Source organism: Devosia oryzisoli (assembly GCF_014837245.1).
GTDB lineage: Bacteria > Pseudomonadota > Alphaproteobacteria > Rhizobiales > Devosiaceae > Devosia > Devosia oryzisoli.
In genome coordinates this window covers 335,607-354,854 of the sequence record NZ_JACYFU010000002.1, presented here as the reverse complement: position 1 = coordinate 354,854, position 19,248 = coordinate 335,607, and the positions used below count along the sequence as shown (strand labels likewise).

Annotated in this window: 16 protein-coding genes; 11 read left to right on the top strand and 5 right to left on the bottom strand. The window is 64.7% G+C overall.

Annotated features, from left to right (window positions below; all coding sequences use genetic code 11):
• Window positions 1-7 precede the first annotated feature (7 nt).
• From moaB to IC608_RS08290, 3 genes are all read right to left on the bottom strand, one after another.
• Complete coding sequence (moaB, locus tag IC608_RS08300) at window positions 8-547, bottom strand: molybdenum cofactor biosynthesis protein B (RefSeq protein ID WP_191774401.1); 540 nt, start codon at window positions 545-547, stop codon at window positions 8-10.
• Window positions 522-1,850 carry an MFS transporter gene (locus tag IC608_RS08295; RefSeq protein ID WP_191774399.1) on the bottom strand — a complete coding sequence of 443 codons (1,329 nt, stop codon included), beginning with the start codon at window positions 1,848-1,850 and terminating at the stop codon, window positions 522-524. Before IC608_RS08295 ends, moaB begins: the two co-directional genes overlap by 26 nt.
• Window positions 1,851-1,946: 96 nt before the next feature.
• Window positions 1,947-2,762 carry a uracil-DNA glycosylase gene (locus IC608_RS08290; RefSeq protein WP_191774397.1) on the bottom strand — a complete coding sequence of 272 codons (816 nt, stop codon included), beginning with the start codon at window positions 2,760-2,762 and terminating at the stop codon, window positions 1,947-1,949.
• Between the two features lie 65 nt (window positions 2,763-2,827).
• Here IC608_RS08290 and IC608_RS08285 point away from each other — a divergent pair, with 65 nt between their 5' ends.
• The 4 genes from IC608_RS08285 to IC608_RS08270 all read left to right on the top strand — a co-directional run bounded on the left by IC608_RS08285 (window position 2,828) and on the right by IC608_RS08270 (window position 9,651).
• Complete coding sequence (locus tag IC608_RS08285; RefSeq protein WP_191774395.1) at window positions 2,828-4,480, top strand: electron transfer flavoprotein-ubiquinone oxidoreductase; 1,653 nt, start codon at window positions 2,828-2,830, stop codon at window positions 4,478-4,480.
• 102 nt (window positions 4,481-4,582) lie between these two features.
• Window positions 4,583-6,295: a tetratricopeptide repeat protein gene (locus IC608_RS08280; RefSeq protein ID WP_248306310.1), complete on the top strand. Its 1,713-nt coding sequence runs from the start codon at window positions 4,583-4,585 to the stop codon at window positions 6,293-6,295.
• 6 nt (window positions 6,296-6,301) lie between these two features.
• Entirely contained in the window at window positions 6,302-7,177 is an 876-nt protein-coding gene (locus tag IC608_RS08275; RefSeq protein ID WP_191774393.1) for a 4-(cytidine 5'-diphospho)-2-C-methyl-D-erythritol kinase, read from the top strand.
• Window positions 7,178-7,320: 143 nt separating this feature from the next.
• Window positions 7,321-9,651: a S8 family serine peptidase gene (locus IC608_RS08270; protein WP_191774392.1), complete on the top strand. Its 2,331-nt coding sequence runs from the start codon at window positions 7,321-7,323 to the stop codon at window positions 9,649-9,651.
• A 12-nt stretch (window positions 9,652-9,663) separates the two neighbouring features.
• Here IC608_RS08270 and IC608_RS08265 read toward each other — a convergent pair whose 3' ends face one another.
• The gene (locus IC608_RS08265) at window positions 9,664-10,683 is read right to left on the bottom strand and encodes a polyprenyl synthetase family protein (RefSeq protein WP_191774391.1); all 1,020 of its coding nucleotides are present in this window, start codon (window positions 10,681-10,683) and stop codon (window positions 9,664-9,666) included.
• Between the two features lie 211 nt (window positions 10,684-10,894).
• Here IC608_RS08265 and IC608_RS08260 point away from each other — a divergent pair, with 211 nt between their 5' ends.
• The 3 genes from IC608_RS08260 (at window position 10,895) to IC608_RS08250 (ending at window position 12,851) form a co-directional block, all read left to right on the top strand.
• A complete protein-coding gene (locus IC608_RS08260; protein ID WP_191774390.1) occupies window positions 10,895-11,560 on the top strand; it encodes a methyltransferase in 666 nt (221 codons plus the stop codon).
• Between the two features lie 87 nt (window positions 11,561-11,647).
• Window positions 11,648-11,872 (top strand): hypothetical protein, encoded by a 225-nt coding sequence (locus IC608_RS08255; protein WP_191774389.1) that lies wholly within the window; start codon window positions 11,648-11,650, stop codon window positions 11,870-11,872.
• Between the two features lie 55 nt (window positions 11,873-11,927).
• Window positions 11,928-12,851 carry a glycine--tRNA ligase subunit alpha gene (locus IC608_RS08250; RefSeq protein WP_191774388.1) on the top strand — a complete coding sequence of 308 codons (924 nt, stop codon included), beginning with the start codon at window positions 11,928-11,930 and terminating at the stop codon, window positions 12,849-12,851.
• Between the two features lie 25 nt (window positions 12,852-12,876).
• Here IC608_RS08250 and rnk read toward each other — a convergent pair whose 3' ends face one another.
• A complete protein-coding gene (gene rnk, locus IC608_RS08245; protein ID WP_191774387.1) occupies window positions 12,877-13,284 on the bottom strand; it encodes a nucleoside diphosphate kinase regulator in 408 nt (135 codons plus the stop codon).
• A gap of 284 nt (window positions 13,285-13,568) precedes the next feature.
• On the opposite strand from rnk, the gene IC608_RS08240 reads away from it, so the two are divergent.
• The 4 genes from IC608_RS08240 (at window position 13,569) to IC608_RS08225 (ending at window position 19,248) form a co-directional block, all read left to right on the top strand.
• Window positions 13,569-14,129 (top strand): LemA family protein, encoded by a 561-nt coding sequence (locus IC608_RS08240; RefSeq protein ID WP_191774386.1) that lies wholly within the window; start codon window positions 13,569-13,571, stop codon window positions 14,127-14,129.
• A 13-nt stretch (window positions 14,130-14,142) separates the two neighbouring features.
• Window positions 14,143-16,035, top strand: coding sequence for a DUF2207 domain-containing protein (locus IC608_RS08235; protein ID WP_191774384.1), 1,893 nt, complete (start codon window positions 14,143-14,145; stop codon window positions 16,033-16,035).
• Between the two features lie 85 nt (window positions 16,036-16,120).
• The gene (gene glyS, locus IC608_RS08230) at window positions 16,121-18,145 is read left to right on the top strand and encodes a glycine--tRNA ligase subunit beta (protein WP_191774382.1); all 2,025 of its coding nucleotides are present in this window, start codon (window positions 16,121-16,123) and stop codon (window positions 18,143-18,145) included.
• 110 nt (window positions 18,146-18,255) lie between these two features.
• Window positions 18,256-19,248, top strand: a complete 993-nt coding sequence (locus IC608_RS08225; RefSeq protein WP_191774380.1) for a DUF808 domain-containing protein — start codon at window positions 18,256-18,258, stop codon at window positions 19,246-19,248.

Sequence of the window (19,248 nt, the reverse complement as noted above, 5' to 3'; positions counted from 1 at the left end):
GCTCTTTCTATCTCTCGTCAAGCCGCGGCATCAGTTCGACGAAGTTGCATGGCTTGTGCCGATAATCGAGCTGGTGGGTGAGGATACCTTCCCACGCGTCCCGGCAGGCGCCGCGCGAGCCGGGCAGGCAAAAGACGAAGGTCTTGCCGATAAGGCCGGCCGTGGCGCGCGACTGGATAGAACTGGTCCCTACCGTGGTTGCCGAGTACTGGTGGAACAGCACCGAAAACCCGTCCATCCGTTTGTCGAACAAGGGCTCGACGGCCTCGGGCGTGACGTCGCGCCCTGAAAAGCCCGTGCCGCCCGTGGTGAGGACGACATCGACCCGCTCGTCGGCAACGAATGCCTGCACGGCGGCGCGGATCTGCTGCACGTCGTCCGGCACGACCAGCCGGCCCGCGCAGGCGTGACCATCGGCCTCGAGCATGGTCTTGAGCAGCGCGCCGGCGGTGTCGGTTTCGATGGTGCGCGAATCTGAAACGGCGATGACGGCGATGCTGAGGGGCCGAAATGCCCGATCCTCAAACCGTGCTGCTGCCTTGAACATGCTGCTCACCATCTGCCGTTTCCATCAATTCGTCCGGAACCGGCGCCTCGCGCCGAACCTCGAATTCGGGGGCATCACTATCACCGCGGGGATCGAGCACAAAGGTCTCCGGGGTAACCTGCTTGTCGGAGACCGGCTGGAAGGGTGCGCGATCGGAAACGTCCACACTCTCGCGGACACGCATCCGAAGATAGGCGGCAATGGCGAGCAGCGCGTGGAATACCGCAGTGACGATGAACAGGCCCACTGGCGCCCACACGTTCATGATCACCGAGGCTACCACCGGGCCGATGGCATTGCCGATGCCGAACAGCAGCAGCATGCTGCCGGCGATCTTGGCAAAATCGCCGTCACGCGCGAAGTCGTTCGCATGCGCCACCGCAATGGCGTAGATCGGATAGGCGGCAAAGCCGTAGGCGGCGAAGAGCACGTACATGACCCAGCCCGCTCCGGGGTTGATCACGACTGTGAGCAATCCCACCACTGCGGCGAACCCGCTGAGGCCGATCATGACGAGGCGCCTGTCGATGCGGTCGGAGAGCCGACCAAAGGGAATCTGCGCCAACGCCCCCAGGATGGCGGCGATGGCAAAGAGCAGGGCAATGCCGCTAGGATCGAGACCCTGCTGATAGCCGTAGACCGGGGCCAGCGTGCCGAACGATCCGCTGGCCATGCCGGTCGCGAAGGCTGCGACCGCTGCCGCCGGGGAGGTCCGATAGAGCAGGCGCACGTCGAGCTTTGCCGACTGGAGCGGCTGGGGCTGCGGGCTGGAGGTCAGGGCCGTGGGCAGGATGGCACAGATAAAGCTGATGGCGCCCAGGACAAAGGGAATGTAGCCGGCCGTGCCGGTGATCGAAATCGCCATCTGTCCCACGGTCGAGGCGGCCATGTTGATGGTGACGTAGATCGAAAAGATCGTGCCCCGGCTCTTGTTGTCGGCGACTTCGTTGAGCCAGCTTTCGACGATCATGGCCGCTCCGGCGAAGCAGAAGCCCGAGAGCCCGCGCAGGAGGATCCAGCCGATATCATTGAGCCAGAGCAGGTTGAGCAGGATGGTCACGGTGCCGATGGCCGCCATCACCGAAAACGCTCGAATGTGGCCGACATTGCGCACGATGCGCGGCACCATGATCGAGCCGGCAACGAAGCCCACAGACCAGCCCGTGCCGATCAGGCCAAGCGCGATGAGGGAAAAATGTTCCTCGGCGCCCCGGACCGAGAGCAGCAGGCCCTGCAGGCCACCCCCGAACATGAGGAGAGCGGATCCCAGGAAGAGGGCGTAGATCTTGATGACGGTAGCCATGGCCGCTTTCGAGTCAGTCTCTGCGCAACGGTGCAAATCACCTGAAGGTGACCATAACGCGACGACATGGAATTTCGAGCCTTGGGGCTGGAAAAACTAATCGGCCAGCCCGTTCTCCAGCATCCGCTGCTTGAGGCTGAGCAGGTCCTTCCACACCTGCTGCTTGGCCGCCGGATTGCGCAGGAGGTAAGCCGGATGCAGCGTGGGCAGCACGTCAGTGCGGTGCGCCCCGATCTCGACGCTGTCCCACTTGCCGCGCATCTTGATGATGCCGGAGGTCGTCTTGAAGATGGTCTGCATCGCCGGCCCTCCCAGCGTCAGCACCAGTTTTGGTGCCACCATTTCCACCTGCCGGTGCAGGAAGGGCAGGCACAGTTCCATTTCTTCGGGCGTTGGCGTCCGGTTGCCCGGCGGGCGCCAGGGCACGGTATTGGCGATATAGACCTTGGTGCGATCAAGCCCGATCGCGCGCAGCATGCGGTCGAGCAACTGGCCTGAACGCCCGACGAACGGCTTGCCCTGGCGATCCTCTTCTGCCCCCGGCGCCTCCCCGATCAGCATGATCGGCGCCTCAGGATTCCCATCAGCGAACACCAGTTGCGTGGCGCGGAACTTCAGGCCGCAGCCCTCGTAGGCATCGAGGATGGCCCGTAACTCATCGAGCGAGGCCGCACTGGCCGCCAAACGCCGTGCTTCCGTGGGATCGCCCCCGATCGGCAAAACGGCCTGAGGTGCGGCGTCGGCCCCGGGCGCCTTTTGCGGTGAGGGTCGGATCGCCACCGGGCGAGCCGGGGTCTGTTGCGCGAACCGATCGACGGGCTCCTCGCCCACGGCAAGGTCCACGCCGGCGGCGCGATACCAGTCCAGCACCGAAAGCAGTTCGGCATTATCGAGCGGTCGATCTTGAGACATCGGATGCGTTATGTCACACCCCAACCGAAGCGGCCAGTCACCGCCGCGCGACAGGGACACCGACAATGGCAGACGCCGGCGACCGTGAGACGCTTTCCACCGATGTCGTCATAGTCGGAGCGGGTCCCGCGGGCCTCGCGGCCGCCATCCGGCTCAAGCAGCGCCACCCGCATATCGCCGTGACGGTGGTTGAGAAGGCCGCCGAACTGGGCGGGCACATCCTTTCCGGTGCGGTGATGGATCCGGTGGGCCTTGATGCGCTCATTCCAGATTGGCGGCTCAAGGGCGCACCCACCGGCCCTGAGGTCACCACCGACACCTACCATTTTTTGACCGCAAAGGGGGATTTCGCATTCCCTCATGCCCTGCTCCCCCCGCAGATGAAGACCCGCAACGGGGTCATCGTCAGCCTGGGAAACCTCGTGCGCTGGTTGGGTGAGGAGGCGACCGCGCTTGGCGTCGACATTTTCCCGATGACCGCTGCCGTCGACGTGCTGCGTGATGGAGACGGGCCGGTGCGGGGGATCATCACCGGCGATCTCGGGCTGGATCGAAACGGGCAGCCGAATCCGGGTCATGCTTCAGGCATCGCGCTTGAAGCCAAGTACACGCTCATCGCCGAAGGTGCGCGCGGTTCGCTTGCCAAGCACCTCATCGGTGCTTTCGATCTGGCGCGGGAGAGCAGCCCGCAGAAATTCGGCCTGGGCATCAAGGAAATCTGGGAAATTCCGGTCGATCGGCATCATCCCGGCGAGGTCGATCACTACCTTGGCTTCCCACTCGACCGCACAACGGCCGGCGGCGGCTTCGCCTACCATGCCGAGGACCGCAAGCTCTACCTCGGCCTCGTCGTTCATCTCGACTATCAAAATCCCACGCTCTCCCCCTTCGATGAATTCCAGCGCTTCAAGACCCACCCCGCGATCGCGCGCCTTATCGAGGGCGGTACGCGCATCAGCTACGGCGCTCGCTCCCTGACGGCAGGGGGCTGGCAGGCCATCCCGGACCTGGTGTTCGACGGCGGCGCATTGATCGGCTGCGCGGCCGGCTTCATGAACGCTCCCCGCCTCAAGGCCATCCACAATGCGATCCTCTCCGGCATCGGCGCGGCGGACTGTGTCGGGGAGGCGGTTGCGGCAGGGCGAGCGCACGACCATCTCGACACGCTCCAGCATTCAGTACTCGCCTCAGGCATCGAACGGGAACTGAAGTCGGTCCGCAATCTCAAGCCGCTATGGTCGCGCTTCGGCACGCTCCCCGGCGCCTTTCTGGGCGGCCTGGACATGTGGAGCATTGCACTCTTCGGACGCTCCCCGTTCGGCACGCTCAGTTGGACCACAAAGGACGCCGATCGCCTGCAGCCGCTTGCCTCGGTTCAGCCCAAGCGCTATGCGCGCCCCGATGGACGGACCACATTCGATCGGGCCTCGTCGGTCTTTCTCTCCGCCATCACCCACGATGAGGACCAGCCGGTTCACCTGCGCCTCGCCGACCCCACCATTCCCGTTCGGGAAAACCTGCCCCGCTATGGCGAGCCGGCGCCGCTTTACTGTCCGGCCGGCGTCTACGAACTGGCGCGCGAAGGCGATGCGCCCGTGTTCCGCATCCATGCCGCCAACTGCGTCCACTGCAAGACATGCGACATCAAGGATCCGGCGCACAACATTACCTGGGTGCCGCCCGAGGGCGGTAGCGGGCCCAATTACAGCGGGATGTGACGGCTCTGTGAGCGCAGCAGCCTTGCGACGCACCCTTAAAACGGACAATGTCTGGCGCTACTGGCGCCGCATATGGCTATGGGAGATTGCAGCGACGTGACGATGATCTCAACGCGACTGGTTCGGCCGCTACTTGCCGGCGTCTTCATCGCAGCCTTGGCGTCCCCCCTTGCTGCGCAAACCAGCGCCAGCAACCCCATCGACCTCCTCAAGATTTTCCGGCCCAGCGTCAGCGGCACCTATCTCGCCGGCCAGCAGGCGTTGCAGGAGCTCAGCACCAGCGAAGCGGCCGACTATTTCAATCAGGCGGCCCAGAGCGATTGGGATAATCCCATTCTCGTCGAACGCTCGTTCGTGGCCTTCGCCGCCGATGGTCGCGTCTCTGAGGCCGCGACGGTGGGCAAGCACCTGCTCGAGCTCGATCGCACCAACCAGCTCGCCGAACTCGTGCTGGCTGCCGAAGCCCTCAAGGAGCGCCGTTACGCCGCAGCCGACGAGATGTTGGGCGCCATTTCCCAGGATACGTTCACGGGTATCACGGCGGCGATCCTTCGCGCCTGGGCCCTGGTCGGGCAAGACAAGGCAGACGAAGCCGACGCCCTTTTGCACAAGCTGGGCGAGACAGGGCTGGAAGACTTTCTCGTCTTCCATCGCGCGCTGCTCGCCGAAGCGTCCGGCAACCGCTCCAAGGCTCTCGACCTCGCCGGCAAGGCGTTCGACAACGAGCCTTTCGTGGCGCGCATCGTTGAAGTCTATGCGCGGATGCTCGCCAACGACGGACAGTTCGACGCGGCAGACGACGTCATCGCCCAGTTCGAGGATCAGGGGCTGAGCCACCCGGTGGTGGCGGAGGTCAAGAAGGCCGTGGAGGCGCGCCGCAAGCCCGGCGTGTTCACCGCGAGCGTACAGATCGGCGCTGCCGAAATGTTCCATGGCATTGGCTCTGCGCTGTCGCGCGACGGCTCAAAGGACCTGGCGCTCGTTTTCCTGCGCCTCGGCACCTATCTCGACCCGAAGTCGGACGTGATTGCCCTGGCGGTGGGCCAGCTTCTTGATTCGGAAAACCAGCACGAATCGGCCAACAAGATCTACGATGCCGTTCCGTCCAACTCGCCGATGAAGCCGATGGCCGTGGTGCGGGTCGCGCAGAACCTCGATGCGACGGGGGATCGTGCCGAAGCCATCAGGCGCCTGCGCAATATCGTCAGCACGTCGCCGGACAATCTTGATGCCGTTTCGGCGCTGGGCGACATCCTGCGCTACGACGAGCAATTCGTCGAAGCGGCCGACGCCTACACCAAGGCGCTGGCCATCACGGGTGGTGAGTCCCCTGCGGACTGGCGCTTCTACTATGTGCGCGGCATCGCCTATGAGCGCGCCAAGGAGTGGCCAAAGGCAGAGGCCGATTTCCTCAAGGCGCTCGACCTCAATCCCGATCAACCGCAGGTTCTCAACTATCTCGGCTATAGCTGGATCGACATGGACATGCATCTGGATGAGGCGCTGGGCATGATCCAGAAGGCCGTCGATGCGTTGCCGCAGGACGGGTACATCATCGATTCGCTTGGATGGGCCTTTTACAAGCTTGGCCGGACGGACGAAGCGGTCGAAACGCTGGAGCGCGCGGTCATGCTCCTGCCGAACGACCCGGAGATCAACGACCACCTCGGGGATGCCTACTGGAAGGCCGGACGGAAGCTGGAGGCGCGCTTCCAGTGGAACATTGCCAAATCCGTCGATGACGTGGGCACGGTTGCCGCGCGGGTGGCGCCCAAGCTCAAGGACGGACTGACGCCGGAGAACGCCACCCAGTAGCGGGTCGTGTCTTTCACGCTGCACGAGGCCGCCCCGGCCAAGGTCAATCTTGCTCTGCATGTGACGCGGCGCCGCGAAGACGGCTACCATGACCTCGAGAGCCTGATTGCCTTTGCCGATCTGTCCGACGATGTGTCGGCGGCTCCGGCTGAGGCGGACACGCTGGCCATTTCCGGACCCTTTGCCGCCAATCTCGGCTCTGGATCGGGCAATTTGGTGCTCAGGGCCATCGACGCCTTTCGCAACCGCTGGCCGCACCTGGCGCCCGTGGGGGTCCAGTTTCATCTCGTCAAGAACCTGCCTGTGGCTGCCGGCATCGGCGGGGGTTCGGCGGATGCGGCGGCTGCCCTGCGCCTCATGGCCAAGCTCTCGCCCGAGGCTATACCGGTACAGGATATGCTGGGCCTCGCTGCAACCCTGGGTGCAGACGTGCCCGCCTGTCTCCTCTCCCGTCCGCTCGTGGCGCGCGGGGTGGGAGAAATCCTCTCGCCGCTCCAAGAGTTTCCCGCGCTCCACCTGGTCCTCGTCAACCCCTTGGTGCCGGTCGCCACGGCCGACGTGTTCCGCCGGTTGCGGGCACATGACAACTATCCCCTGCCGGCACTCCCCGAGCCGCTGACGCGCCCTGCTCAACTGGGGCTGTGGCTGGCCGAAACCCGCAACGACCTGCAGCCACCGGCCGTCAAGCTGGTGCCGGTCATCGGCGAGATCGTCAGCCGGTTGGCCGAAACTGCCGGCTGCATCGTGGCTCGCATGTCCGGGTCAGGCGCCACGGTGTTCGGTCTTTTCGGCTCGGAAGGGCAGGCCCATCTCGCGGCTCAGCAAATGCGGGAACACCACCCTGAGCACTGGGTCGCGGCAGCGCCAATCCTGCGGCCATAGCCCAACGGAATCACATTTCGTTCAGCGGTGGCGCGAGCCGCTGTCTCGCCTGGCCAACTCTGCTAATTAAGTCTCGGGGCAAGACAAATCTGCCGCGGGCTCTCCGACGCTCCCGCAGGCTTTCAAGTGCGGGCCAGATCGTCGTGCATTTCCAATTTCTGCTCAAGCTCGGTGCCGCAGTGGCACTGGCGGGTGTCCTCGCTGCCTGCTCCGGTGGCGCCAATCAGGCTCCCGCCGACACGCCCACAGTTTCAGCCCCCACCACCGCGCCGGCGCTCACGCCAACGCCGCCGTCGTCACAACCGAAGTGGATCACGTCGGGCGTCACTTTCGACCCCGGGCTGGCTGCGACCTACGCCGCTTCGGCAGAGTTCCGCCGGTCCGACGCGACATGCCAAACGGTCGGATGTGGGGTCACCTCCAGCGGGACGCAGTCGACCCCCTTCGCATTGCATGGTGTGAACTGGGCTCATTCCGCAGGGCTGACCGGGGCTGGCAACACCGTCGCAATCGTCGACGGCGGCTTCCTCACAAGCCACCGCGAGTTCAGTGGCAAGAATATCACCACCTACGGCACCCTTCCGACCAGCGATCACGGCACCTTCGTCGCGTCGCTGGCCACGGCGAACAAGGATGGCCTGGGGATACACGGCGTTGCGCCCGGCGCCGATCTTCATCTGACGTCGTATCAGCCAACTGGCGCGGGCTTCAGCATTTCCAACGTGACTGGTGGCACGCTGGACGCTGCGGCCAAGCGCGCCGTGGCCCAGAACAATTCGTGGGGGTTCAGCGTCAAGGCGGAGACGTTCCAGAACTATCTCGCGGGCCATCCCGGAGCCACCACGGCCGACGGTCTCAACGCATTGCTCGGTTATGGCGCGGGCAATTGGCAGAGTTACCTCAACGCGCTCGACACCTTCCAGAAGACCGGCGTGATCGTCTGGGCCCTATCCAATGACGACAGCTACGCCCAAGGCGACATAACGGCCACGCTGCCCTACTTCGAGCCGCGTCTGGCCGAAGCCTGGATCGCGGCAGCGGATGGCTATTTCGAGGTGAACGGCAGCGGCGATATCACCCGCGCCGTCCGCCTCTCGGCCGCATGCGGGATCGCCGCAAAATTCTGCCTCGCCGGCGACGGCATCACGACCGGCGCCTGGAGCACCAGCAACACGGCCTATGCGTCCGGCTATGGCACATCCTTTGTGGCGCCGCAGATTTCGGGCGCTGTGGCGCTGTTGGCCGAAGCCTTCCCCGACCTGACGCCAGCGGAGTGGACCAAGCGCCTGCTGGCCAGCGCCAACAACAAGTGGTTTGCCAGCCAAGGCGTGCCGGTTGCCGGCACTGTCGACTATGGTAACGGCGTCACGCACGCCTACTCGACCGAGTGGGGGCATGGCGTTCTGGATCTCAAGGCTGCCCTGAGCCCCATCGGCACCCTCTCGATGCTGAGCGGGGCAACTGTCGAGACTGCAACCCGCTACGACGCCGCTCAAAGCGCTGTCTCCGCTCCAAGCAGCTTCGGCGATGCCTTGCAGGTTGCGCTTGCGCCTCAGGAAATGGCGGTGTTCGACGCGCTGAACCGCGCCTACTCCGTCCCCGCTGGCGCGACCGTCGCGTCGGCACCGGCAACCCTGTTGCCGCGCCTGGATGCCGTGGCAAGCCTTGATGAGGAGGGTGCCGGGCTACACATGCGCTACACCGACGACCTCGCAGGCGTGGTCGGCGGTTTCTCGGGAGCCGGCGGCAGGGGTTCCGTGCTTGGCATGGCCGGCAGCGGAATGCTGATGGCCTCCACGGCTCCGGTAGGGTCGAGCGCAGATCTGACGGCCTACGGGTTCGCGGCCGGCCATGGCACACTGGCCGATGGCAGCGTGGCGGGGGCAGGGGTGACCTTCTCTTTCCCTGTGGGCGCCGGCAATGTGCGGATCGGCGGCCTGCTGGCCGATGAACAAGGGGGTATCCTAGGCCTCCACGGCAACAGCGCCTTCAACTTCGGCGACGCGAGCACGATCGGCGCCTTCAACCTGGGTGTGGAGCAGGCCGTCGCCCCGTCGCTGAGCCTCTTCGGGCGCATCGAGTACGGAGCTGCCGCCCGACGCGGCGGCGGGGGCTTCGTCACCGATCTCGCCAACCTCTCATTTTTCGGGTTTGAAGTGGGCGCGGCGTTGCGAGACGTCATGCAGAAGGAGGACCGGCTGACGCTCTCCCTGTCCCAGCCGCTGCGCGTGGAGACAGGCACGGTCGAACTCACGACGCCGGTTGGGCGGCAGACGGATGGCACCATTCTCTCGCGCACCACGCAGAGCCAGCTGGCTTCCTCCGGGCGTCAGCTCGACCTTGGGTTCCATTACGAAACGCACCTCGACAACCGCGCGGCCCTCAATGTCGGCATGAAATACGCCGCCAATGCCGGTCATGTGGCGGGCGCGAGCGGTGTCGGGCTGTCGATGGGATATCGCCAGAATTTCTGATGGAGGTCGGGATCAGGAGGCCCGGCCGACGCTGTCTTCCACGACGTCGGCCAAGAGCGTCTTCATCTCGGAGGTTGGGAGGCTGTCGAGTGCAGCGATGGCGGAAGCGGCGTGGCGGCGGGCCTTGTCCAGCGTGCGCGAAAGCGTGTCGTAGCGGTTGAAGATTCCCACGACCTGCTGCACTTCGAATTCGCTCGCGTCGGCCTTGCCCAGCGCGCCCGCGATGATGTGGCGCTCGGCATCCGTCGCATCGGCCAGCGCCAGGATCACGGGCAGGGTCATCTTGCCTTCCCGCAAATCGTCGCCAACGTTCTTGCCCAGCGTGCCGGACTGCCCGCCATAGTCGAGCGCGTCATCCACAAGCTGAAAGGCATTGCCCAGTTCCAGGCCGTAGTTGGCCAACGCCTCGCGTCCCGCCGCGTCGGCGCCGCCCGACATGGCGCCCACTTCGCACGCAGCCTTGAACAGCACCGCCGTCTTTGCCCTGATCACCTCGGCATAGTCGGCTTCGGACGTCTCAAGGTCGCCGGTCTTGGCCAGCTGGAAAACTTCACCCTCGGCCATCACGGCCGATGCGGCGGAGAGGACCCCCAGCGATTCGATGTCGCCGGTCTCCACCATCATCATGAAGGCCTGCCCGAGCAGGAAGTCGCCCACCAGGATCGAGGCCTTGTTCCCCCAGACCATGCGCGCAGCCTGCTTGCCGCGGCGCATGTCGCTCTCGTCCACGACGTCGTCGTGGAGCAAGGTCGCGTTGTGCATGAATTCGACGGCAGCGGCAAAATTGATGGCGGCACCGGTTCCGCGTCCGAACAGCATGGCCGCGGCCACGGTCAGCATGGGCCGCAGGCGCTTGCCGCCGCTCTCGATGAGGTAGCGGGCCAGCTCGGGTACCATGTCCACATGCGACTGCGCCCGATCCAGGATCAGCGCGTTGACGCGGGCCATGTCGTCGGCTGTGGCGGATAGCAGCCGCTCGACGGCGTTCGACGCAGGCACTCGTTTTGTCTGGGTCTGAACTGAGACCGCCATTACCATCCTCAATTGCTGCGCGTTGGCAATTGCTGTTGAGCCAGTCGCGCCCGCGCCTGTAAACTCGCGCGGAACCAGCCTTAAGGGTGCGATGTCCCTAGACCAGCCACATGAGTTTGTAAAACACCAAACGGTAACGCGCGATGCCTTTTTGGGCGGCAGGATCACTCTGTCGCAACCTCGCCGCGGTTTTCGGGCGGGCCTGGATAGCGTGCTCCTCGGGGCCGCGGTCCCGAAGGGGAGCGCCTCGCTGCTCGATCTGGGGGCAGGGGTAGGCACCGCCGGTCTCACCGCTCTCGCTCTCGGTCTTGCCAGGGACGTTACCCTGGCGGAACGCGACGAGATGACGCTCGGCCTGGCGCGCCGGAACATCGCCGACAATGGATTTGGCCAGGCGGCCCGTGCCGTCGCGGTCGATGTCGAAGGCAGTGCCTCGGCGCGCCTCGATGCGGGGCTACGTGAGAACGCCTACGATGTCGTTATCGCCAATCCGCCCTTTTTCAACAGCGGGGGCGGCACGCTGTCACCGGACAGCGGCCGGGCCGCTGCGCGGCACATGAGAGAGGCGGCGATCGATTCTTGGCTGCGCTGCGCTGCCGGAGCGGCGGCAGCCGGTGGACAGGCCATCTTCATCTATCCCACTGATGGGTTGACCGACCTGCTGGCGGCCTTCGGGTCCCGGTTCGGCGGCATAACGATACTCCCCCTGTGCCCCCGACCCGATGCGCCGACCAGCCGTATCCTGGTGCGCGGCACCAAGGGCTCGCGCGCACCCCTGACCCTGTTGGCGTCGCGCAGCCTGCATGAGGCGGATGGACGCGCGTTTGCACCGCAATTTGATGCTATCTTTCGCGGGAAGGCGGCGCTTGACTGGTAAAAGGCCGCCTTGGCCACTAGATGATGCAGGGTTTGGCCCGGATAGGGGCGGAGTGCCGCAGGGGCGGCGAGAGGAGCGACAGGCGCAATGCTTTTGCGGGTGATCATCTTTGCCGCCATAGGGCTCTTCATTCTCTATGGCCTGCGCCGCATCTGGTTCGACTGGTCCAACAAGTTCAAGGACGATGAGGAAACCGCACGCCGCCTGCGCCGCGAGCGCGACCTGGCCGAACGGCAACGGCCGGATGTCATTGATCTCAAGCGGGACAACGACGGGACGTTCCGGCCGCGCGACAAAAACGAGCGCCATTGACCGCTCCGGAGCGGTTCACTAGAGCTTTGTCCCGCCTATCGAGGGACTTTTCCGCATGACCGATCGCCCCGCCCACATGGATCCCCGGAACTCTTTCCAGGGCCTCATCCTGACACTGCAGAACTTCTGGGCAGAGCAGGGCTGCGTCATCCTGCAGCCCTACGACATGCAGATGGGCGCCGGCACATTCCACACCGCCACGACCTTGCGCGCGCTCGGGCCCAAGCCGTGGAAGGCCGCCTATGTGCAGCCCAGTCGCCGGCCGACCGATGGCCGTTATGGGGAGAACCCCAACCGGCTGCAGCACTATTACCAGTTCCAGGTGATCCTCAAGCCGTCCCCGGACAACATCCAGGAGCTCTACCTCCAGTCGCTCGCCGCCATCGGGCTCGACTCGTCGGTACATGACATCCGCTTCGTCGAGGACGATTGGGAAAGCCCCACCCTCGGCGCCTGGGGCCTGGGCTGGGAGTGCTGGTGCGACGGCATGGAAGTCAGCCAGTTCACCTATTTCCAGCAGGTGGCAGGGTTCGAGTGCTCGCCCGTGCCGGGCGAGATCACCTACGGTCTCGAGCGCCTCGCCATGTATGTCCAGGGCGTCGAAAACGTCTACGATCTCAATTTCAATGGTCGCGACGGCGAGGACCGCGTCAGCTATGGCGACGTGTTCCTGCAGAACGAGCAGGAAGCCTCGAAGTACAATTTCGAAGCGGCCGACACCGAGATGCTGTTTCGCCACTTCGAGGACGCGGAGAAGGAATGCCGCGCCGTGCTCGCCAAGGGCGCCGAGGCCAACCGCCAGACCATGGCGATCCCGGCCTATGAGCAGGTGATCAAGGCCTCGCACAACTTCAACATGCTCGACGCGCGCGGGGTCATCTCGGTCACCGAACGCCAGAGCTATATCCTGCGCATCCGCGAAATGGCCAAGGCCTGCGGCGAGGCATGGCTGCAGACCTCGGGCGGCGGCGTCGACTGACACCGGCCCGGGTCTGCGCCTGCGATCAGGCGTTCTCGGCGGCCGCGACCTCGAGGACCGTCAATTGCTGCCGCCGGCCGGAGCGATCGCGCCAGGTGATGGACTGACCGGCCTTGAGCCCGATAAGCGCCGTGCCGATCGGCGTCATGACGGACACCTTGCCCTGATCGATGTCGGCTTGGGCAGGATAGACCAGCGTAACGGTCTGCTCGGCTCCCGATGCGGTAGTGTATGTGACCCGCGAGCCCATCCGCGTGACATCGGGCGGTAGCGTGCCGTCAGCGACAACGCGGGCGCGTTCCAACTCGCCGAGCAGGGTTTCAGCCAGTTCAGGCGTACGATCCAGTCCGGCCTGCGCCAGTGCGGTGAGCATCTGGTGGTCGGTCTTGCCAAGAGCAATGCGAGGCGTGAGGTCGCGCGATACAATAGTCATGATACGTCCTCCTGCGCCTCCGCGCATGGCGCCGGAGGTGAGCAGATTCTAGTTTTGGGAATAAGGTGTGCCGGTCGTGGCGATGCGCAGGCCCCCTAAGCAGGTGCCGGCTCGGCCTGCTTGGGGCAATCAGCTTTTGAGAGCGAACGCGAAAATGGAGCTGGTGCGCAAAGTCATCCTCTCAAGCTAGGGATGAACCCGGGGAAGTCAACCCCTGCGGACAGCCAATTGCGCGTCTTCGCGGAACCTGCGAGAGTCGGCGCAGCGTCGCGTGGAGCCCCATCATGGAATGGATCGTCGTGCTTGTGGTCGTCGTGGCCGTGGTCGGCTACGCGATCGTCCTCTACAACAGCCTCGTCACCAATCGACAGATGGTGCGCGAGGGCTGGTCTGGCATTGATGTGCAGCTCAAGCGCCGGACCGACCTCATCCCCAACCTCATGGAGACCGTGAAAGGCTACATGGCGCACGAGCGCGAAACGCTCGAGGCCGTGGTGGCAGCGCGGGCCCGAGCCACCAGCGCGTCCGGCGCCGGGCCGGATCAACGGGCCAAGGCCGAAGGTGAGCTATCGGCTGCCCTGGGGCGGTTGCTGGCAGTTGCCGAGGCCTACCCCGACCTCAAGGCCAACACGACCTTTCTTGAATTCCAGGACGCCTTGCGCACTGTCGAGGACGAAATCCAGATGGCGCGCCGCTACTACAACGGCGCCGTCCGCAATCTCAACGTGCAGGTGGAGTCCTTCCCCTCCAACCTCATCGCCAACGCCTTCCACTTCGAGACGGCCGAGTACTTCGAGCTCGAAAACGAGGCCGACCGCACCGTTCCGAACGTCAAGTTCACCTGACAGGCGACTGCCGATGTCCCTGCTTGTTCGCCTAGCGCTGCTGCTTGCTCTCGCGCTGGGCTTTTCCACGCATGCTCTGGCCCGGGAGGAAATCCGGGCATTTGCCAGCGATGTCGTCCTGCGTCAGGACGGGTCGGTGGCGGTGCAGGAAACCATAGACGTCAATGCGGAAGGCGTGGACATACGCCGCGGCATCTATCGGGACATTCCCGTTACCCTGGCGAGCGACAGCGGCGGCAGGATCCGCATCAACCTTTCGGTCTCCACCGTCACACGCGATGGCGCAGCAGAGCCTTTCCGCGTCGAACGCATGGGCGATTTTCAGCGGATCTGGATCGGCGACCCGGACCAGTTCATCTCTCGCGGCGAGCACCGCTATGTGGTGTCCTACGTCATGAACCGGATGGCCCGCAGCTTTGCCGATCACGACGAGCTCTACTGGAACGCAACGGGCAATTACTGGGCCTTTCCCATCCTCAAATCGGTAGCGCGCGTGACCCTGCCTCAAGGCGCGATCATCACTGATTTGTCCGCCTACACAGGCCTTGTCGGGTCCTCGGAAAGCGCCGTCACCATCACCCGCAGCGGGGATAATTCGGCGATCTTCCGCACGGGCCGGAGCCTGGCGCCAGGCGAAGGCATGACGTTTGCCGTTTCGTTCCAAAAGGGCATCATCACCTATCCCGAGGGTGTAGACGCTGCGGCCTACTGGCTTTCGGACATGCGCGATGTGCTGATCCCTGTGGGCGCGGTGCTGCTTGTCCTGCTCTACAATTTTGCCGCCTGGTGGCGTGTCGGTCGTGATCCGCCCAAGGGCACGATCATCCCGCTCTTTTACCCGCCCAAGGGGTTCTCGCCGGGCCTGGCGCACTACGTCCACCGCTGGGGCTTCGCCAAATCGGGCTGGACGGCCATGACCGCCGGTATCTTCGCTCTCGGGGTGAAGGGCCTGGTGACCATTTCCAATGTCGACAATACGCTGACCGTGACAGCGACGGGCAAGAAACCGTCCGAGAAGCTGCCCGTCGGCGAACAACTGCTCTTCAATTACTTCTCCGCCCGCGGCGCGGTCACCATAGACAAGGCAGCGGGGAAGGAGATCGGCGCCAAGCGCGCCGAGTTCACCAGCGCCATCGAGAGCGAAAACCGCCTGGTCTGGTTTCGCAACAATATCGTCTATTCGGTCTTCAGCTTCGTGCTCGCCATCGGGCTGCTCGCCCTGATGGTGGTGCTCGATGTCCTGGACCCGCCCCTGCTTATCCTTGGAGCGGTGATCGGCATTTTCGCGGGGGTTGTCGGAGGCATGCTGATGAACAGCTTCCGCAAGGGCGTGTTCCAGAAGCTGTTCATCCTCGTCTGGGCCGGCATCTTCCTGTTCAACGTGGGAGGCGGCATGCTGGGCTCGCTGACCGCTGTGCCGGTCAATTCCGCTGCCATTGCCGGCGCCTCACTGATCCTGATCAGCGTCATCTTCGCCGTGCTGATGCGTGCACCCACCATTCAGGGCCGCAAGGTCATGGACGAGATCGAAGGCTTCAAGCTTTATCTCGAAACCGCCGAGAAGAATCGCCTCAACATCATCGGCGAGCCGCCGATGAGCATCGACCGCTTCGAACGGATCCTGCCCTACGCCATCGCGCTCGGCGTGGAGAAGCCCTGGTCGGAGCACTTCGAGGCTGAACTCGCCCGCAACGCCGTGGCGGATACAGCCACGCCCTATCAGCCCATGTGGTACTCGGGCAGCAATTTCTCATCTGGTGGCCTCTCGCGGGCCATCAGCGGAGCCTCGGCGGGCATGGCGGCCGCCATGATCGCGGCGCAGCCGGTACAGGCGAGTTCCTCCGGGTCGGGCGGCGGCGGCTTTTCCGGCGGGGGCGGGGGCGGCGGCGGTGGTGGCGGCTGGTAGCTGACCCGGCCGCAATTGGCCCTGGCGATGGACATCGCCGTGCCCTCACGCTAAGCACGCACTGCCTTCCAACACGGTTCAAACCATGCCCGAATTCCTGCTTGAACTCTTCTCCGAGGAAATTCCCGCCCGCTTCCAGCGCCGCGCCGCCGAAGATCTCAAGAAGGCCGTTACCAACGGTTTGGCGGATGCGGGCTTGGTCTACGAGGGCGCCAAGGCCTTTGCCACGCCGCGCCGCCTGAGCCTGACGGTCTCCGGGCTTCCGGCGCGTTCGCCCGATACGCGGGAGGAAAAGAAGGGGCCCAAGGTCGGCGCACCGCAGCAGGCGATCGACGGCTTCCTTCGCGCCGCGGGCCTCGCGTCGCTCGACCAGGCGCAGATCCAAAGCGATCCCAAGAAGGGCGACTTCTACATCGCATCCATCGAGCGTCCCGGTGCCGATGCCATCGAACTGCTTTCGGGCATGCTGCCCAAGGTCATGAGCGAATTTCCCTGGGCCAAGTCGATGCGCTGGGGCTCGGGCAGCTTCAACTGGGTGCGCCCCCTGCGCGCCATCACCGCCACATTCGGCACGGAAAACGACGAACCTGTCGTGGTGCCATTCAGCGTGGCCGGCGTGACTGCCGGGCAGACCACGTTCGGCCACCGCTTCCTCTCGCCCCAGGCCATTCGCGTCAAACGGTTCGAGGACTACGTGATCGCGCTGGAACGGTCGAAGGTCATCCTCGACATCGACCGGCGCAAGGAAATCATCCGCACCGATGCCGACAATCTGGCTTTCGCCCAGGGGCTAACCGTCATCCATGACGAGGGGCTGCTCGAAGAGGTGGCTGGCTTGGTCGAATGGCCAAACGTCATGATGGGCGGGTTCGACCCGGACTTCCTCAAGCTCCCCGAGGAAGTCATCATCGCCACCATCCGCGCCAATCAGAAGTGCTTCTCCCTGCGCGACGCGTCGGGAAAGCTGGCGCCCAATTTCATCATCACCGCCAATACCGTTCCCGCCGATGGCGGCGACGTCATCGTCGCCGGCAATGAGCGCGTCATCCGAGCCCGGCTGTCCGACGCGGCCTTCTTCTACCAGAACGATCTCTCCCTGCCGCTCGAACACGGCCTGCCCAAGCTCGAAGACATGGTGTTCCACGCCAAGCTGGGCAGCCAGTTCGCGATGGTGCAACGCCTCGTGCAGCTGGCTGGCGAGATTGCACCCAAGGTGGGGGCTGACCCGGAGCAGGCCAAGCGCGCCGCCATGCTGGCCAAGGCGGACCTGGTCACCGATATGGTGGGCGAGTTCCCCGAGTTGCAGGGGTTGATGGGCCGCTACTACGCCGCAGCGCAGGGGGAGCCGGCGTCGGTCGCAACGGCTCTCGAGATGCACTACAAGCCGCTGGGCCCGCCCGACCGCATTCCCACCGAGCCGGTGTCGATTGCGGTTGCCCTGGCCGACAAGCTGAACGTCCTCTCGGGCTTCTGGTCGATCGACGAAAAACCCACCGGCTCGCGCGATCCCTTCGCATTGCGCCGCGCGGCGCTGGGCGTGATCCGCATTGTCGTAGAAAACGGCCTGCGGCTCCCGCTCGATGTCGAGGCCGATCTGCTGGCGTTCTTCCATGACCGCCTCAAGGTGTCCCTGCGCGATGCCGGCGCGCGGCACGATCTGGTGGACGCGGTGATCACCGCCGACAGCCGGGACATGCTGGAGATTACCCAGCGCGTGGAGGCGCTTTCGACCCTTCTCGCGACCGATGACGGCGCCAATCTCCTCGCCGGCTACAAGCGCGCCGCGAACATTCTGGCCGCGGAGGAAAAGAAGGACGCCCGCAGCTACGACGGTGCGGTGGAACGAGCCGCATTGTCGCTCCCCGAGGAGACGGCGCTGTTCGAGGCCGTCGAGAAAACGTCTGACGCCGTTTCCGCTCGTGTCGCGGCCGACGACTATCGCGGCGCTGTGTCGGCCCTCGCCGCTCTGCGCGCTCCGGTGGATGCGTTCTTCGAAGCGGTTCTGGTCAATGATGCCGATCCGCAGGTTCGGACCAATCGCCTCAACCTACTGGCGCGCCTGCGCGACACCATGCGGCTTGTCGCCGACTTCTCGCGCGTGGCCGGCTGAGGTCCAGTCTTGGAGGCCAGTGGTTCGGACAGCGAAAAGTGCCGGCGGGGAACAAACATCCCCCCGGCGTGGTTCGAGTGACGCAACAAAGGGTCTGCGGAGAAAGCTAGATGGCTGTTGGATTGCTGGCGCTGCTCGATGATGTCGCGAGCCTGGTCAAGGTCGCGGCGGCCTCGCTTGACGACGTAGCGGGGCAGGCGGCGAAAGCCGGCGTCAAGGCCGCCGGTGCCGTGATCGACGATGCCGCCGTCACGCCCAACTATGTCCAGGGGTTCACCGCGGAACGAGAGCTGCCTATCGTGGGCAAGATTGCCTGGGGGTCGGTCAAGAACAAGCTGCTGTTTCTGCTGCCTGCCGCGCTGCTGCTGAGTTTGTTTGCACCGTGGATCATCACGCCCCTGCTCATGCTTGGCGGCGCCTATCTCTGCTACGAAGGCGCCGAAAAGGTCTTCCACGCGCTTGCTCCGCACAGTGCCGAAAGCCACGAGGCGGAGCTGGAGCCGGCGGCCATCGAGCCCCATTCAATGGAAGATCGTCAGGTGGCAGGGGCGATAAAGACGGATTTCATTCTCTCTGCGGAAATCATGACGATCATTCTCGCCGCCATCGAGGTCGGCGACTTCTGGACCCAGGCGGCCATTCTTGCCGTTGCCGCTATCGGCATAACAGTTGCTGTCTATGGCGCGGTGGCGCTCATCGTGAAGGCCGATGATCTGGGCCTGTGGCTAGCCCGGAACAGCCGGACCGGAGCCGGCCGCAGCTTCGGGCGCGGCATCGTGCGCTTCATGCCAGTGTTCATGAATGTCCTCAGCGTCGTGGGTACTGCGGCGATGACGTGGGTCGGTGGCTCGATCATCGTCCACGGGCTTTACGAGTTCGGAATCGGTGGCCCCGAGCATGTAGTGGAAACTGTCGCGCACTGGGCGGAAGCAGCACTGCCCTCCGTTGCGGCAGTGGCCGGCTGGGTGGCTACCGCCGCAGTGGACTTTGTCTTCGGCATCGTCCTCGGCGCATTGTTGATCCCCGTTGCCAGCCACGTCATCGCCCCCGCCTGGCGGGCCGTCAAGCGCCGCCTGCCCAAGCGAAACAAGGCCGCCGCCTGA

What these genes read in the sequence shown, in the direction of transcription:
- IC608_RS08255 (WP_191774389.1), top strand. Translation starts at nt 11,648, where the DNA reads ATGCTTTTGCGGGTGATCATCTTTGCCGCCATAGGGCTCTTCATTCTC.
- IC608_RS08250 (WP_191774388.1), top strand. Translation starts at nt 11,928, where the DNA reads ATGACCGATCGCCCCGCCCACATGGATCCCCGGAACTCTTTCCAGGGC.
- rnk (WP_191774387.1), bottom strand. Translation starts at nt 13,284, where the DNA reads ATGACTATTGTATCGCGCGACCTCACGCCTCGCATTGCTCTTGGCAAG.
- IC608_RS08265 (WP_191774391.1), bottom strand. Translation starts at nt 10,683, where the DNA reads ATGGCGGTCTCAGTTCAGACCCAGACAAAACGAGTGCCTGCGTCGAAC.
- IC608_RS08295 (WP_191774399.1), bottom strand. Translation starts at nt 1,850, where the DNA reads ATGGCTACCGTCATCAAGATCTACGCCCTCTTCCTGGGATCCGCTCTC.
- IC608_RS08225 (WP_191774380.1), top strand. Translation starts at nt 18,256, where the DNA reads ATGGCTGTTGGATTGCTGGCGCTGCTCGATGATGTCGCGAGCCTGGTC.
- IC608_RS08235 (WP_191774384.1), top strand. Translation starts at nt 14,143, where the DNA reads ATGTCCCTGCTTGTTCGCCTAGCGCTGCTGCTTGCTCTCGCGCTGGGC.
- moaB (WP_191774401.1), bottom strand. Translation starts at nt 547, where the DNA reads ATGTTCAAGGCAGCAGCACGGTTTGAGGATCGGGCATTTCGGCCCCTC.
- IC608_RS08285 (WP_191774395.1), top strand. Translation starts at nt 2,828, where the DNA reads ATGGCAGACGCCGGCGACCGTGAGACGCTTTCCACCGATGTCGTCATA.
- IC608_RS08240 (WP_191774386.1), top strand. Translation starts at nt 13,569, where the DNA reads ATGGAATGGATCGTCGTGCTTGTGGTCGTCGTGGCCGTGGTCGGCTAC.
- IC608_RS08290 (WP_191774397.1), bottom strand. Translation starts at nt 2,762, where the DNA reads ATGTCTCAAGATCGACCGCTCGATAATGCCGAACTGCTTTCGGTGCTG.
- glyS (WP_191774382.1), top strand. Translation starts at nt 16,121, where the DNA reads ATGCCCGAATTCCTGCTTGAACTCTTCTCCGAGGAAATTCCCGCCCGC.
- IC608_RS08280 (WP_248306310.1), top strand. Translation starts at nt 4,583, where the DNA reads ATGATCTCAACGCGACTGGTTCGGCCGCTACTTGCCGGCGTCTTCATC.